The organism is Vibrio sp. CB1-14 (assembly GCF_040412085.2).
Classification (GTDB): domain Bacteria; phylum Pseudomonadota; class Gammaproteobacteria; order Enterobacterales; family Vibrionaceae; genus Vibrio; species Vibrio chaetopteri.
This window is the reverse complement of sequence record NZ_CP115920.1, coordinates 2,479,172-2,493,738: the sequence shown is the minus strand read 5'-3', so window position 1 is coordinate 2,493,738 and position 14,567 is coordinate 2,479,172. Positions and strand designations below refer to the sequence as shown.

Annotated in this window: 16 protein-coding genes; 11 read left to right on the top strand and 5 right to left on the bottom strand. The window is 46.2% G+C overall.

Going from position 1 to position 14,567, the window contains the following annotated elements; all coding sequences use genetic code 11:
* Window positions 1-65 precede the first annotated feature (65 nt).
* The 3 genes from infA to aat all read right to left on the bottom strand — a co-directional run bounded on the left by infA (window position 66) and on the right by aat (window position 1,789).
* Window positions 66-284: a translation initiation factor IF-1 gene (gene infA / locus PG915_RS11245; RefSeq protein WP_001040192.1), complete on the bottom strand. Its 219-nt coding sequence runs from the start codon at window positions 282-284 to the stop codon at window positions 66-68.
* An 81-nt stretch (window positions 285-365) separates the two neighbouring features.
* The gene (locus PG915_RS11240; protein WP_353496611.1) at window positions 366-1,064 is read right to left on the bottom strand and encodes an arginyltransferase; all 699 of its coding nucleotides are present in this window, start codon (window positions 1,062-1,064) and stop codon (window positions 366-368) included.
* On the bottom strand, window positions 1,061-1,789 hold the full coding sequence (gene aat / locus PG915_RS11235) for a leucyl/phenylalanyl-tRNA--protein transferase (RefSeq protein WP_353496610.1): 729 nt from the start codon (window positions 1,787-1,789) through the stop codon (window positions 1,061-1,063). The genes PG915_RS11240 and aat overlap by 4 nt, the downstream gene beginning before the upstream one ends.
* A 192-nt stretch (window positions 1,790-1,981) precedes the next feature.
* Between aat and aroA the strand changes: the two genes are divergently transcribed.
* Window positions 1,982-3,262 (top strand): 3-phosphoshikimate 1-carboxyvinyltransferase, encoded by a 1,281-nt coding sequence (gene aroA / locus PG915_RS11230; protein ID WP_353496609.1) that lies wholly within the window; start codon window positions 1,982-1,984, stop codon window positions 3,260-3,262.
* Window positions 3,263-3,393: 131 nt separating this feature from the next.
* Here the strand turns inward: aroA and PG915_RS11225 are convergent, their stop codons facing one another.
* Window positions 3,394-3,639, bottom strand: a complete 246-nt coding sequence (locus tag PG915_RS11225) for a YciN family protein (protein ID WP_353496608.1) — start codon at window positions 3,637-3,639, stop codon at window positions 3,394-3,396.
* Between the two features lie 334 nt (window positions 3,640-3,973).
* Here PG915_RS11225 and topA point away from each other — a divergent pair, with 334 nt between their 5' ends.
* Window positions 3,974-6,610 (top strand): type I DNA topoisomerase, encoded by a 2,637-nt coding sequence (gene topA, locus PG915_RS11220; protein WP_353496607.1) that lies wholly within the window; start codon window positions 3,974-3,976, stop codon window positions 6,608-6,610.
* Window positions 6,611-6,772: 162 nt separating this feature from the next.
* Here the strand turns inward: topA and PG915_RS11215 are convergent, their stop codons facing one another.
* Window positions 6,773-6,940 carry a hypothetical protein gene (locus PG915_RS11215; protein WP_353496606.1) on the bottom strand — a complete coding sequence of 56 codons (168 nt, stop codon included), beginning with the start codon at window positions 6,938-6,940 and terminating at the stop codon, window positions 6,773-6,775.
* 417 nt (window positions 6,941-7,357) lie between these two features.
* Here PG915_RS11215 and htpX point away from each other — a divergent pair, with 417 nt between their 5' ends.
* The 9 genes from htpX to PG915_RS11170 all read left to right on the top strand — a co-directional run bounded on the left by htpX (window position 7,358) and on the right by PG915_RS11170 (window position 14,559).
* Window positions 7,358-8,233: a protease HtpX gene (gene htpX / locus PG915_RS11210; RefSeq protein WP_112477852.1), complete on the top strand. Its 876-nt coding sequence runs from the start codon at window positions 7,358-7,360 to the stop codon at window positions 8,231-8,233.
* 186 nt (window positions 8,234-8,419) lie between these two features.
* Entirely contained in the window at window positions 8,420-8,839 is a 420-nt protein-coding gene (locus tag PG915_RS11205; protein WP_353496605.1) for a nuclear transport factor 2 family protein, read from the top strand.
* A 4-nt stretch (window positions 8,840-8,843) separates the two neighbouring features.
* Window positions 8,844-9,569 (top strand): SDR family NAD(P)-dependent oxidoreductase, encoded by a 726-nt coding sequence (locus tag PG915_RS11200; protein ID WP_353496604.1) that lies wholly within the window; start codon window positions 8,844-8,846, stop codon window positions 9,567-9,569.
* A gap of 18 nt (window positions 9,570-9,587) precedes the next feature.
* On the top strand, window positions 9,588-10,886 hold the full coding sequence (locus PG915_RS11195; protein WP_353496603.1) for an NAD(P)/FAD-dependent oxidoreductase: 1,299 nt from the start codon (window positions 9,588-9,590) through the stop codon (window positions 10,884-10,886).
* On the top strand, window positions 10,886-11,659 hold the full coding sequence (locus tag PG915_RS11190) for a DUF1365 domain-containing protein (RefSeq protein ID WP_353496602.1): 774 nt from the start codon (window positions 10,886-10,888) through the stop codon (window positions 11,657-11,659). The genes PG915_RS11195 and PG915_RS11190 overlap by 1 nt, the downstream gene beginning before the upstream one ends.
* 11 nt (window positions 11,660-11,670) lie before the next feature.
* Entirely contained in the window at window positions 11,671-12,927 is a 1,257-nt protein-coding gene (locus PG915_RS11185; protein ID WP_353496601.1) for a cyclopropane-fatty-acyl-phospholipid synthase family protein, read from the top strand.
* 26 nt (window positions 12,928-12,953) lie between these two features.
* On the top strand, window positions 12,954-13,469 hold the full coding sequence (locus PG915_RS11180) for a DUF2878 domain-containing protein (protein ID WP_353496600.1): 516 nt from the start codon (window positions 12,954-12,956) through the stop codon (window positions 13,467-13,469).
* Complete coding sequence (locus tag PG915_RS11175; protein ID WP_353496599.1) at window positions 13,459-14,013, top strand: chalcone isomerase family protein; 555 nt, start codon at window positions 13,459-13,461, stop codon at window positions 14,011-14,013. The genes PG915_RS11180 and PG915_RS11175 overlap by 11 nt, the downstream gene beginning before the upstream one ends.
* Before the next feature lie 18 nt (window positions 14,014-14,031).
* Window positions 14,032-14,559: a DUF3833 domain-containing protein gene (locus PG915_RS11170; RefSeq protein ID WP_353498712.1), complete on the top strand. Its 528-nt coding sequence runs from the start codon at window positions 14,032-14,034 to the stop codon at window positions 14,557-14,559.
* Window positions 14,560-14,567 lie beyond the last annotated feature (8 nt).

The following is a 14,567-nucleotide window of genomic DNA, read 5'->3' as shown; positions in this document are numbered from 1 at the left end:
TAAGACAAAGCGCAATAAAAACGGAGCGACAGGCTCCGTTTTTTATTGCATTCGGCAATCGTAGATTAACGAGCGCGGAAGACGATGCGGCCTTTAGACAGGTCGTATGGAGTCATCTCTACAGTTACTTTGTCACCAGTAAGGATACGGATGTAGTTTTTGCGCATCTTACCAGAGATGTGTGCAGTTACTACGTGACCGTTTTCTAGTTCAACACGGAACATTGTGTTTGGTAGAGTATCAAGGACAGTGCCTTGCATCTCAATTACGTCTTCTTTAGCCATTTAATCCTCTTTCGAAATGTGGCGCTTTTAACGGCGCGCATTGTGCCGTTAAAATCTTAATAAGTAAAGTTGCGGTGTATTCTACCCTTGCCAACGCTGATTTACTAGCCTTTGATGACGTCCAAAGCGGGTTTTGTAGTTCATCGCTGCACAATCATCGATTTGATAACCGAGATAAAGCCACTGCTTTTGATATTGCTGACAGTAATCAAGCTGACACAGTACGGCGAAGGTACCTAGCGAGAGTGCGTAATCTGGGTCAAAAAAGGTATAGAAAGCGCTCGCGCTGTTGTCTAGAACATCGGTGATAGCGATGGCAATCAAGGTATCGTCATCAAAGATGTGTAGGTAGTGCATGGTTAGCCATTGGCACTGCGCAAAATCAAAAAACTCCGTTTCTCGCGGTGGGTACATCGATCCGCTTGAGTGTCGTGCTTCAATGTACTTAGTGTAAAGCGAGAACCAATTCTCATCGAGCTCTGTTCGTATTTCCCAGCGCAGATGCTTGCCTTTAGAACGCAAGCGCTTTTGGCTTTGCGTTGGTTTAAAGTCGGGCACTGAGACACGCAGAGCTTGGCATGCCTGACATGTGTCGCACTGTGGTTTGTACAAGGTATTACCGCTGCGACGAAACCCATTAGCGAGCAGCATTTCGAAATTGTCTCTATTGTGCATCTCTTTCTCAAGCACGATAGCGACCCGCTCTTCCTTGGATTTAATGTAACTGCAAGGCTGTTTGCGGCTAAGCCCAATTCGGATTTGTTGCACGGCTATTGTCATCGATTCTCACCTCCGTCTATAGCCAATGATAGCGTTTGCGGTGAAAAACAGGAAAGTTCCAAGGCAGATTGTTGATGTTGCTGCAAACGTGATAGGAAGTCATCGCGACTCATTTCTATCGCGCCGAGGGACTCTAAATGCGGGTTCATAACTTGGCAGTCAATCAGCTTCCCTCCTGACTGGGTAAAATGATGGCAGAAGTACCATAGGGCGATCTTTGACGCATTGGGGGCAAGGGAGAACATGGATTCACCACAGAAAACTTGGCCAATTGAAAGTCCATATAGTCCGCCAATGAGTTCGTCGTCTCGCCATACCTCTACAGAGTGGCAATAGCCCATCTTGGCCAGTTGGATATAGGCAGCGCGCATGTCAGCGTTGAGCCATGTTTCCTCAAGTGGACGGGTGCTTGAGCAATAACCAATAACTGCTTGAGTTCTGTGATTGATAGTGACGCGATACTGGTGCTTGCGTTGAAACTTTTTAAGGCTTTTTGATGGCTTGTAGATTTGAGGTTCAAATACAGCGCGCGGAGACGGGCTCCACCAAAGAAGTGGCTCATTGGGTCCAAACCACGGAAATACACCATGCTTATAAGCACTGATTAGACGCTCTGGACGCAAATCACCGCCAAAGGCAAGCAGTCCGTTGGGTTCCTCTAATGCTTCATATGGAGAGGGGAAGCTTAAGTCTTCTACATCCAACTCTGGAAGATAAATGGTCATACGAAAGTGGCTCTGTGTTCTCGGTTTTTGCGGTGTACTAGTTAGCTAGTATTTGTTTGGTTGATTTTTGACCCGCAATGGCATGATTAGGGGTAGCGCTTGGTCACTATTTTCGATAGTCTGCCAGTACGAAGAATTATAGAGGATACTTCACGTTAGGATCGAAGTATCGACAAAGGATTAAACACCCCAATGGAAAGCTTAACATTACAACCTATTCAGAAAGTATCGGGAACCGTTAATCTTCCTGGTTCGAAAAGCGTTTCCAACCGTGCCTTGCTTCTTGCAGCACTCGCTGAGGGCACGACAACACTGACTAACTTACTTGATAGTGATGACATTCGTCATATGCTTAACGCGCTTACTCAACTTGGCGTTGAGTATCAGTTATCTGACGACAAAACTCAATGTGTGGTCAAAGGTTTAGGTAAGGCGTTTACCGTAGATGCAGCGACTGAGTTGTTTTTAGGTAATGCGGGAACCGCTATGCGTCCGCTCGCTGCTGCGCTTTGTCTAGGTCAAGGTGAGTTTGTACTCACTGGCGAGCCTCGCATGAAAGAGCGACCAATTGGTCATCTTGTCGATGCACTTGTCGAAGCCGGCGCGGATATTACCTATCTTGAAAACGAGCACTACCCACCATTAAAAATTAACGGCACCGGCTTGAAAGGTGGTCACGTTAAAATCGATGGTTCAATCTCAAGCCAGTTCCTGACAGCTTTTTTGATGTCGGCGCCTCTTGCGAAAGCGGATGTGACGATTGAGATTGTTGGTGACTTAGTGTCTAAGCCATACATTGATATTACTCTGCACATCATGAAGCAGTTTGGCGTTGAAGTTGAAAACCAAAACTATCAGCAATTTGTTGTGAAAAGTGGTCAACAATACCGCTCACCGGGTCAGTTCTTGGTGGAAGGTGATGCATCATCGGCCTCTTACTTTCTTGCTGCTGCGGCAATCAAAGGCGGTGAAATTAAAGTCACAGGCATTGGTAAAAACAGCATCCAAGGTGATATTCACTTCGCTGACGCGCTGGAGAAAATGGGCGCAGACATTGAGTGGGGTGATGATTACATTTTGTGTCGTAAAGGTGAGTTAGTCGGCATTGATATGGACTATAACCATATCCCTGATGCTGCGATGACTATAGCGACAACAGCGCTATTTGCAAAAGGCACCACGGCGATTCGTAATGTTTACAACTGGCGCGTAAAAGAAACCGATCGACTCGCTGCGATGGCGACAGAACTACGTAAAGTAGGTGCCAAAGTCGAAGAAGGGGAAGATTATATTATTGTCGAACCAACATCGGATCTTAAACACGCAGCCATTGATACTTATGATGATCACCGTATGGCGATGTGTTTCTCGCTGGTCGCATTGAGCGATACACCCGTGACGATCAATGACCCTAAATGTACGTCAAAAACCTTCCCGGATTACTTTGACAAACTAGCCGGACTTAGCCAGTAATTTTTAAAGCGCCTTATCGAAAGATAGGGCGCTTTGATTTTTGAAAACCTAGATTTTGAAGACCTAGATTTTGAAGACGTTGTTTTCAAAGACGTGGCTTTCAAAGAATTCGTTTTTACCGATTTCGACAATTATTTGAGCGTGAACTCTTTAGAAAGATGGTGAGCTAGGTATTTGAACATATTAAAAACTGCGGTCGTTTTTTCTGTCGGTAAACTATTGTCATCCAAAAAATAGTTACCTTTAAAGACCAACACTCCGTCTTTCTCTTCCACGCTATCTGCGCGCATGCCATCTAGGTAGTCGTCATGCTCTTGGATGACTTGGTTGGCAATTAACAATAGGTCGAATGGCGAGATAGGCGTTTTTTGTGACATATTGATGTCCTCTATATATATGGCTTTGCCGTAGTGTATGAGCGACAGCACATTTTGCAAGGGTAAATATCTCAGCTATAGTTAGCAGCAATTTGTGATTTGCGACAAACTTTGCTTAATGTTGCTGGTCAAGCTGGGTAAATGAAGTTTAATATTGCGCCATTTTTCAAATAGCGAGCCTGTTTCGATCGGACATTTGTCGACCAATTAGCTTCTGATTGTAAAAAAACAGGTTGATCTTCTTTTGTTCTCGCTCAATAGTAAAAAAAGAAGCATACATTTCGAACATCGTGCGATTAAATGTCGCAGTGTGATATAGGACGTTAGTGTCATTATGGGAAAGTCACTAGTTATAGTGGAGTCACCTGCTAAAGCTAAAACCATTAATAAGTACCTCGGTAAAGACTTTATTGTTAAGTCGAGTGTGGGTCACGTGCGTGATTTGCCAACTGCCGGTCAGAGTACAGGTAAAAAAGCGGCTGCGGTGTCTACCAAAGGCTTAAGTGCTGAAGAAAAAGCACGCATTAAAAAAGAAAAAGACCGTAAGGCACTCATCAAAAAGATGGGCATCAACCCATTCGACGACTGGGCAGCAAACTATCAAGTGCTACCTGGTAAAGAAAAGGTAGTTGCAGAGCTGCAAAAGCTTGCCAAAGACGCTGACCACGTTTATCTCGCAACCGATTTGGACCGCGAAGGAGAAGCTATCGCATGGCACCTTCGTGAGATCATCGGTGGCGATGAAGAGCGATACAAGCGTGTGGTCTTTAACGAGATTACTAAAAATGCTATCCAACAAGCGTTCCAGGATCCTGGTGAGCTGAATATGGATGGTGTTAATGCTCAGCAGGCGCGTCGTTTCCTCGACCGAGTTGTGGGCTTTATGGTGTCTCCGCTACTTTGGAAAAAAGTAGCCAGGGGCTTGTCTGCTGGCCGCGTACAGTCGGTGGCAGTAAAGCTGTTGGTAGAGCGTGAGCGTGAAATTAATGCATTTATTCCAGAAGAGTTCTGGGATATTCATGCAGACACCAAAACAACAGATAAAACCGACTTCCGTTTACTTGTTGCTCAGAAGCAAGGTAAGGCGTTTAAGCCTGTTAACGAGGCGGAAGCGAAAGCAGCGGTCGCAACACTAGATAAGGCCGTGTACGAAGTTTGCAAACGTGAAGACAGACCAACACAGAGCAAACCGTCGGCGCCATATATCACGTCAACACTGCAGCAGGCGGCAAGTACACGTCTAGGCTATGGTGTGAAAAAGACCATGATGCTCGCTCAAAGGCTCTATGAGGCGGGTTACATCACTTATATGCGTACTGACTCGACTAACCTCAGTGCAGAAGCTGTGGATGCGTTACGTGGCTTTATTGATAGTGAATTCGGTGACGCTTACCTACCGGCTAAGCCAAACTTCTACGGTAGCAAAGAAGGGGCGCAAGAAGCGCACGAAGCGATCCGTCCATCAGACGTGAATGTTAAAGTTGACGATCTGACAGGGATGGAAGCGGACGCTCATAAACTGTATGCGTTGATTTGGAATCAATTTGTTGCGTGTCAAATGACGCCAGCTAAATACGATTCGACGACCATCAGTGTTAAAGCGGATGACTACACGCTAAAAGCGAAAGGCCGTATTCTTAAGTTTGATGGTTGGACTCGCGTACAGCGTCCAATGGGCAAAAATGAAGATGCGATTCTTCCAGCTGTTCAGTTGGGCGATAAGCTCGACTTAATCGCACTGGATCCAAAACAGCACTTCACCAAGCCGCCAGCGCGTTTCACTGAAGCTGCATTGGTTAAAGAGCTTGAGAAACGTGGCATTGGCCGTCCGTCGACCTATGCTTCTATCATCTCTACGATCCAAGATCGCGGTTACGTGAAAGTGGAACAGCGTCGTTTCTACGCAGAGAAGATGGGCGAGATCGTTACTGACCGTCTAGATGACAGCTTTACCGATTTGATGAACTATGACTTCACCGCTCGTATGGAGCAGAAGCTAGACCAAATCGCCGAAGGTGAGACGAACTGGAAGCAAGTTCTGAATGACTTCTTTGCCGAGTTCACCACCGATCTTGGCAAAGCGGAGCTTGATGAAGACCACGGCGGTATGAAGCCAAATCATATCGTTGAAACTGACATCGAGTGTCCAACCTGTGGTCGCCCAATGGGCATCCGCACAGCATCAACTGGTGTATTCCTGGGATGTTCTGGTTATGCGCTGCCGCCGAAAGAGCGTTGCAAAACGACCATCAACCTTGGTGATGAAGAAGGCATTATCAATGTTCTAGAAGAAGACGTTGAAACCGCTGCACTTCGTGCTAAGAAGCGTTGTCCAATCTGTGAAACGGCAATGGACGCGTACTTGATTGATGACAAACGTAAGCTTCACGTGTGTGGTAACAACCCGAACTGTGAGGGTTATGTGGTTGAGCACGGCGAGTTCAAGGTGAAAGGCTACGATGGCCCAACCGTTGAATGTGATAAATGTGGTTCTGAGATGGTGTTGAAAAACGGCCGTTTTGGTAAATACATGGATTGCACCAGCGAAACCTGTAAGAACACGCGTAAGATCCTTAAGAACGGTGAAATCGCACCGCCTAAAGAAGATCCTGTGCATTTCCCTGAGTTACCTTGTGAAAACTCAGATGCTTACTTTGTATTGCGTGATGGTGCTTCTGGTCTGTTTATGGCCGCAAGTAACTTCCCTAAATCACGTGAAACACGTGCGCCATTGGTCAGTGAGCTTGCTCGCTTTAAAGAGCGTTTATCACCTAAGTTTGTTTACTTAGCCGATGCGCCAGCAGAAGACCCTGATGGTCGTCCAACCGTCGTTCGCTTCAGTCGTAAGACCAAAGAGAACTACATTCGTTCAGAGATCGATGGCAAGCCGTCTGGCTGGACTGGTCTTTATGTTGATGGTAAGTGGGAAATCACTGACAAACGCAAGAAGCCAAAAGAGTCAAAGGCGTAACAGCGCTTAGTGATTCTAAAGTGACCAAAAACCTGATGTGTCGTTTGATACATCAGGTTTTTTATTGGATTGAAAACATCCTGCTATACAGAACACAAAAAGCAAAAGAGCCGCATCACTGCGGCTCTTTTGTGTTTCGCTTGCTCTGTCTTTCGAGCAGAGTTACTTGTCTTCTGACAAACCAACAAGCGCCGACTGAGTTTCCATAATATGAGCATCAATATCGCTAGTATTGCTGATACCTAGTTGCTCACGAGCCTCATCTTCACTGATTCCCAAGTGGCAGCACAGCAAATCGATGGCCATCTGAAAGTTGTTGTTCTCTACCATGGTGGTTTCCTTTTCCTATGGGCTTTGGGACTGATACGGACTTTATCTCGTCATTGCTAGAGTCACAATAAGACTAAAGTCTAAGACTTTTCCCAAGCATCTCCTCATACAAGCATTCCGCATTAAGTGACTTGTGCAGCACGCAGTGGATGTGCCTATAATAGCTTCACTATTTCAATACGTTATTCTTTATAAAGTAGTCAAAAGATTAATGCTTTGTTGCAATTTAAAGCTTAACCTTGAATTTCAAATCCACGACACTATGTATATATTGAATGTGAAAAATGCCACTTGGATCTCAAAGTAGTGTTGATACTGCGAGCAAGATAACAATCACCAAGAGAAAAACACAAAGGCATGATACTCAAGTAACATTGAGTAGATAGAAAAATAGCTTCTTAATCTGGAGAAATGTAAATGAAGCGAGTAGCACTCTTTTTAGCGACTAACCTTGCTGTAGTTTTGGTATTGAGTATTGTCCTCAATATCGTCTACGCGGTGACAGGTATGCAGCCTGGCAGCCTATCAGGGTTACTCATTATGGCTGCAGTATTTGGCTTTGGTGGCTCGTTTATCTCTTTGATGATGTCAAAGAGCATGGCGCTGCGCTCAGTAGGCGGAATGGTGATTGAAAGCCCACGCAACGAGACAGAGCACTGGCTATTAGAAACAGTGAGCCGTCAATCACAGCAAGCGGGTATTGGTATGCCAACGGTTGCTATTTATGACTCGCCTGACATCAACGCATTTGCGACGGGCGCAAAGCGTGATGATTCACTAGTCGCGGTATCTTCAGGTCTGCTGCACAACATGACTCGTGATGAAGCAGAAGCGGTTCTTGCGCACGAAGTGAGCCACATCGCCAATGGTGACATGGTCACCATGACACTGATGCAAGGTGTGGTTAACACGTTTGTTATCTTCCTATCGCGTTTTATTGCCAATATCGTCGCTTCAAACAACTCGGATGAAGAAGGCGAGGGTGGCAGCAACATGATGGTTTACTTCGGCGTCTCGTTTGTTCTTGAAATGGTGTTCGGCTTCCTAGCGAGCTTTATCACCATGTGGTACAGCCGTCATCGTGAGTTCCATGCTGATGCTGGAGCGGCAAGCCTAGTTGGTAAGCAGAAGATGATTGCGGCGCTTGAACGTCTTAAAATGAGCCAAGAATCTCAGCTTGAGGGGTCAATGATGGCATTTGGTATCAATGGTAAGCGTTCTATCACAGAGCTATTGATGAGCCACCCGCCGCTAGAAAAACGCATTAACGCACTACGTAGCGAACAGTACTAGTACTGAACCCCAAACAACTCGAACCTATTAAAAAGCTTGGAAAATTTTCCAGGCTTTTTTTTGATCCTTTCAAAATTGCGACCCGTAATAGTTATACAAAAAATTGGAAATGCAAAAACTTGTATAAGTTTTGGGATGTACTAACGTGTACAGTAGGAACAAATGTATAACTAACAAAGGGTTGTTATGAATATCGAAGCCGTCAGTGAGGTTTACGGAAAACTGAGCAAAGACAACCTGTATTTGCTCGAAGACATTTATCACAAGGACGTGGTGTTTGAGGACTCTGCTCACCGTTTCGAAGGCTGGGATCAGCTCTCTGCGTATTTCGACTCTCTATATACTAACGTCATTCAATGCGACTTTCACATCCGTCATCACCAACAAGTAGAAGACACGGGTTTTCTTACTTGGACGATGAAGCTTGAGCACCCAAAACTCAACGGCGGGCAGCCTGTTGAGGTTAACGGGGTCAGTCAGATCCGCTTTAGCGGAGACCGCGTGATTTACCATCGCGATTATTTCGATTTAGGCGAAATGCTGTATGAGAACATACCGCTGCTTGGTGTGGTCATCAGAAATATTAAGCAAAGGTTAGGGAAGTAACGTTATGGAGCATCAGTCGGTATTCATCACAGGCGCTTCCTCAGGAATAGGACGGCAGTTGGCTGAAGACTATGCCGCAACGGGTATACATGTCTACGCGTGCGGTCGTTCGGAAATAAAACTAGAAGAAGTGAAAGCCGGCCGAGACAATATTACTACCCTGAGCTTCGACGTGACTGACATAGAGCAGGTCAACCAAGCCATCAGTGCTCTAACAGATCCCCCGACGCTTTGGTTAGTGAACGCTGGGGACTGTGAATATATTGATAATGGCGCGCTTGATGCTGGTCTGATTGCGCGAGTGATGAACGTCAACGTCAACGGCAGCGTGAATGTGTTAGCGGCTATCCAAGACAGACTCGATGAACGTCACCACGTTGTTGTCGTGAGCTCTATTGCAGGTGAATTGGCTTTGCCACGCTCTGAAGCCTATGGTGCATCAAAAGCCGCAATTACTTATTTAACCAGAACATTGCAGCTTGATTGGCAGCACAAAGGCGTATTGGTGAGTTGTGTGTTTCCTGGCTTTGTAAAAACACCACTCACCGACAAAAACGATTTTGACATGCCAATGATAGTCTCGTCAGAAGAGGCATCAGTGGCAATACGTGAAGGCATTGATAAGCGCCAAGCGACGATTTACTTCCCGAAAAAGTTTACCTCTATTCTTAGGGCAATTGCAGCTTTGCCCTATCGTTGGCAAACCAAAATAGTGGCTAAACTTCTATAAAAGAAATTAAGGATAATAATGAAGATTGCAATTGTAGGAACCGGAATATCAGGCCTAACGTGCGGGCATTATCTACATAAAGACCACGAAGTAACGTTATACGAGGCCAACGACTATATAGGTGGCCACACAGCGACCATCGATGTTGAACACGAGGGTAAGCAGTACGCTGTTGACACTGGCTTTATCGTCTACAACGACCGCACTTATCCAAATTTCATCAAAATGATGAACGAAGTTGGGGTGAAAGGTAACCCAACTCAAATGAGCTTTAGTGTAAAGAATGCGGCAAATGGTCTTGAATATAACGGGCATACTATTCCAACTCTATTTGCTCAAAAACGCAATCTACTCAACCCAACCTTCTACCGCTTCATCTTCGAGATTTTAAGGTTTAACAAACTGGCTAAAGCGTCTGCCGATGACGACAGCTTAGTAGAGCAAACTCTGGGTGAGTTTTTACAATCGAACGGCTTTTCGGATTACTTCACTCAAAACTATATCTTGCCAATGGGCGCAGCGATTTGGTCGTCGACGTTGGCAGACATGCGTGCGTTCCCGTTACGCTTCTTCCTGCGCTTTTTCTTGAATCACGGCTTACTTGACGTGGTGGATCGCCCGCAATGGTATGTGATTGAGGGTGGTTCGCGCGCATACATTGAACCTTTGACTCGAGGTTTTTCGGAATGCATACGACTGAACTCACCAGTAAGTCGTGTTGAACGTCATGATAATGGCGTCAGTGTCACATCAAACGGCGAGACCGAACGTTTTGACAGAGTCATCTTTGCCTGTCATAGCGATCAGGCTTTGGCGATGATAGAGGATGTTTCAGATGAAGAGCGCGAAATTCTAGGCGCAATGGCATACCAAGATAATGAAGTCGTTCTGCATCGAGACACTAGCGTATTGCCAAAGCGCCAAGCGGCTTGGGCTTCATGGAATTACGCATTAGATGGTGGTGAGGGCGAGCAGCAACGCTTACCGACATTAACGTACAACATGAACATCTTGCAGCACATCGAATCAGAAACCACCTTCTGCGTGTCTCTGAACTCAGCAGACAAGATCCAGCAAGATAAAATACTGCGTACCTTCAATTACAGCCACCCAGTCTTTACTACCGAGAGCATTGCCGCTCAGCAGCGACGAGAGGAGTTATGGGGCAAGAGTAACACTTGGTTCTGTGGTGCCTACTGGTACAACGGTTTCCATGAGGATGGCGTTCGCAGCGCACTAGATGTGGTGAAAGGAATCGAACAAGAGGCTTCGCAAACAGCGCCAGTTGCGGAAACGCTGGCGCGAGGAGCGGCGTAATGTCTGTTTCAAGCCGCTTGATGATTGGTGAGGTCGGACATCGGCGGTTTACACCGACTAAGCACCACCTCTCTTATCCGCTGTTTATGCCCGCTATCGATCTTGATGAGGTCGATACCCTCCAACGTCGAGTGTGGGGTTTTGGACGTCGCTGGTGGCATTGGGCTCGGTTTAAGCGTGAGGATTACATTGGTGATGGTGACTTAAAGTTAGCGGTTCAAGACAAAGTCCTTGAACTGACCGGCGAAAAGGTTAGCGGCAAAGTCATAGCAGTATGTCACCTTCGTTACATGGGTTTGTATTTTAGTCCGGTCAACTTCTACTATTTATATGATGAGAAGAACCAATGGCGATATTTACTGGCAGAGGTGAGTAATACACCTTGGAATGAAAGACATTATTATGCCTTAACCGCTGAATCTGGTGACGAAAACGTCAATTGGCAGCATGACAAAGCGTTTCATGTGTCACCGTTTAATCCGGTTGACCAACGTTACCACTGGAAGCTTAAACCTTTGAATGAACGGCTATTTGTCCACTTGGAGTGTCATAAACCCAACAAAGTCTTCGACGCGACACTTCAGATGAAAGCGCAGCCGTTCACGTCATCTTCTTTACTAAAACAATTGGTCAAAACACCCATAATGGCCGTAAAAGTTGTGGCTGGAATATATTGGCACGCCTTTAAGCTATGGCGAAAGGGGGTACCAATATACGACCATCCAGGAAAAACCAAAAAAGAATTTTCGCAGCAATCGAATTCTAAGAATTAGGGAGAATTCCAATGTTACAAACTACGTCCCTAGACGTGCCAAAGACGCTCACAGGCTTACAGAAAACCGCGAAAGGTGTTGCCTTTGGGTGTTTGCAGAAATTGGAAATTGGTACGTTAACTATCATCGAGAGCTTTTATAGCGACGGTGCGAGTACACGCCAAGTGGAAGAGCGCTTTGGCTCACCACGATCAAATGAACCAGCGGCCGTCATCGAAGTGAAGCATCCTGAATTTTACCGACGCTTGCTTCAAGGTGGGAGTATTGCCGCTGGTGAGGCGTATATGGATGATTGGTGGGATAGCCCAGATCTTTCTGCGTTAATGGAGCTGATGGCACTTAACCTTGCCGCCTTGGATTCGATTGAAGATAAATCGAGCCTGCTGACCCGAATCATGTACAAGCTGGGTCACTGGGTGAATCGTAACACGGTTACTAAATCGAAAGAGAACATTGAGGCGCACTATGACCTAGGGAACAGCCTTTATGAAACTTTCCTCGATGACCGAATGCTGTACTCATCAGGCGTCTATCAACAAGACACAGACACCTTAGAGCAAGCGCAGATCAATAAAATGGATCGTTTGTGCCAGCAACTGAAACTGCAACCGAGCGACCATGTGATGGAAATTGGCACAGGTTGGGGCGGCATGGCGATTTACATGGCGAAACATTATGGCTGCCGTGTCACAACCACCACCATCTCTGAAGAGCAGTATGCATATGCGCAGCAAAGGGTTGCCGAAGAGGGGCTGACAGATAAAATTATCCTGCTTAAACAAGATTATCGTCTGCTTGAGGGGCAATTCGACAAGTTAGTTTCAATTGAAATGATTGAGGCAGTGGGTAAGCAGTTTTTAGTTTCCTACCTTAAGAAGTGCCAATCGCTACTGAAACCCAAAGGTTTGATGGCGATACAAGCGATTACTATCGCCGACCAGCGCTATGATTATTACTCTGACAACGTCGACTTTATCCAGAAATACATTTTCCCTGGTGGCTTCTTGCCTTCCATTACCGCGCTAACATCAAACACCACTAAGCACACCGATTTGATCGTCCGCGACTTATTCGACATTGGCCAGGATTACGCGAAAACCTTAGTGGACTGGCGCCTTCGTTTTGAAGCGGCGTTAACACGCGTGCGTGAGCTCGGATACGACGAACGTTTTATCCGTATGTGGCGTTATTACTTCTGCTACTGCGAAGGTGGCTTTAGAGCGAAGAGCATCAGTACTGTCCATGTCACGTTTCAGCGCGGCCAATAGTATCAGCTAAATGGAGTAGAGCGATCATGAGTCGTGGATGGAAGTTGTTGATAGTGAGTACTTGGTTCCAACTGATGTGGGCGCTATCCGTATTGGGTCAGGAGCGTTTTCAATGGCTCGCACTTGCCATCGCAGCGATCACCGTTGTGACTACCTTCAAACAGCTCAACCTGTCACTGCCTATCTGGGGAGCTATTGTTGGGCTGGGTTTAGTCGTGGATAGTGCGAACGCACTGGCTGGTGTGTTGGTCTTTGATTCGACGTTGATTCCTATATGGCTAGTGGCTCTATGGCTTATTTTTTCTTGGTATGCGAACTTTCTTGCTAGTTTTCTGACATCTTATCCGATTTCCATCGTAGTAATAGTGGGTGGTGTGGGAGGAGCGCTAAGTTACTTCGCAGGATTCAAACTCGGCGCTGTGGATACACACCTTTCTATTTTTACGATGATGGCGCTACTTTTTTTGCAATGGGTTGCCATCGTGTTCGTTGTTCTTCGATTGAGCACATACTCGGAGCGGAAGGTGAGTCATGAAAGCTAAAGGGTTACTTGGATTAGGTTTAGCGTTGGCAGTGGGCAGCGCCTCTGCAACCAGCGACAGACCCGTGAGTTATGAAGGTTGGGGACAGTGGAAAGTCGTCGGAGAGGCTCAGCTCTCATGGCTGTTCTTTGATATATACCGCTCACAGCTGCTTGCGCCCCAAGGCACTTATGCGTTGGGAAGCGATGTGTCTCCTCATCCTATCGCGCTGCGCATTGAGTACCAGCGTGATATTAGCCGAGACCAGTTACTGGAAGCGACGCTCGATCAATGGGAGAAAATGGGCATCGATAAAGAGACACGAAGTCGTTGGATTGCGAAGCTGTATGACATTTTTCCAAGTGTCGCCGATGGCCATCAGCTGATATACGTGACCGACGGTGCTTCGGGTAATTTCTACTATTTAAACCGCGACAAACCGATGCAGAACGTGGGCCGTATTGAAGATGAGTCTCTCAATGACGGTTTTCTGTCGATTTGGTTGGGCAATAATACTCAGTACCCTAAGCTACGCGCTCAGCTGATAGGCATGAATCGACAATAAGGAATAATAATGAAACGTATGCGGTGGTTGGCTTCATTCTTGGTGCTTCCTCTCGTCCTACTGCTCAGTGCTTGCAGTGCTGATTTGAAGGACTATCAAGGTTCTAATCCCGAGTTTAATTTATTTGAGTACTTTGAAGGCGAAACAAAGGCTTGGGGCATGGTGCAAGATTACACCGACAAACAAACCCGTCGCTTTGAAGTCATTATTGTTGGCACTGTACAGGGAGATCAGATCACACTGGTTGAAGACTTCGTGTTCGACGATGGCGAATTGGATCAGCGTATTTGGACAATAGAGCGACTGGCTGATGGAACATACCAAGGCCGAGCTGACGATATCATCGGTGAAGCCAAAGGCGAGGTGGTTGGTAACGCGCTTCGTTGGCAGTATGACTTTGAATTGGAAGTCGACGGTTCAACGTACACGGTAGCGTTTGATGATTGGATGTACCGGCAGGATGACAAACATCTGTTCAACCTAACTAGCATCCGCAAGTTCGGTATGGAAGTTGGAACAATTACCCTGTTTTTTCAAAAGCAGTAGGGTTCCCA

Coding starts and splice junctions, on each gene's coding strand:
- PG915_RS11240 (WP_353496611.1), bottom strand. CDS start 1,064: ATGACAATAGCCGTGCAACAAATCCGAATTGGGCTTAGCCGCAAACAG.
- PG915_RS11180 (WP_353496600.1), top strand. CDS start 12,954: ATGAGTCGTGGATGGAAGTTGTTGATAGTGAGTACTTGGTTCCAACTG.
- aat (WP_353496610.1), bottom strand. CDS start 1,789: ATGACCATTTATCTTCCAGAGTTGGATGTAGAAGACTTAAGCTTCCCC.
- PG915_RS11190 (WP_353496602.1), top strand. CDS start 10,886: ATGTCTGTTTCAAGCCGCTTGATGATTGGTGAGGTCGGACATCGGCGG.
- PG915_RS11215 (WP_353496606.1), bottom strand. CDS start 6,940: ATGGTAGAGAACAACAACTTTCAGATGGCCATCGATTTGCTGTGCTGC.
- PG915_RS11200 (WP_353496604.1), top strand. CDS start 8,844: ATGGAGCATCAGTCGGTATTCATCACAGGCGCTTCCTCAGGAATAGGA.
- PG915_RS11205 (WP_353496605.1), top strand. CDS start 8,420: ATGAATATCGAAGCCGTCAGTGAGGTTTACGGAAAACTGAGCAAAGAC.
- PG915_RS11170 (WP_353498712.1), top strand. CDS start 14,032: ATGCGGTGGTTGGCTTCATTCTTGGTGCTTCCTCTCGTCCTACTGCTC.
- PG915_RS11195 (WP_353496603.1), top strand. CDS start 9,588: ATGAAGATTGCAATTGTAGGAACCGGAATATCAGGCCTAACGTGCGGG.
- topA (WP_353496607.1), top strand. CDS start 3,974: ATGGGAAAGTCACTAGTTATAGTGGAGTCACCTGCTAAAGCTAAAACC.
- PG915_RS11225 (WP_353496608.1), bottom strand. CDS start 3,639: ATGTCACAAAAAACGCCTATCTCGCCATTCGACCTATTGTTAATTGCC.
- aroA (WP_353496609.1), top strand. CDS start 1,982: ATGGAAAGCTTAACATTACAACCTATTCAGAAAGTATCGGGAACCGTT.
- htpX (WP_112477852.1), top strand. CDS start 7,358: ATGAAGCGAGTAGCACTCTTTTTAGCGACTAACCTTGCTGTAGTTTTG.
- infA (WP_001040192.1), bottom strand. CDS start 284: ATGGCTAAAGAAGACGTAATTGAGATGCAAGGCACTGTCCTTGATACT.
- PG915_RS11175 (WP_353496599.1), top strand. CDS start 13,459: ATGAAAGCTAAAGGGTTACTTGGATTAGGTTTAGCGTTGGCAGTGGGC.
- PG915_RS11185 (WP_353496601.1), top strand. CDS start 11,671: ATGTTACAAACTACGTCCCTAGACGTGCCAAAGACGCTCACAGGCTTA.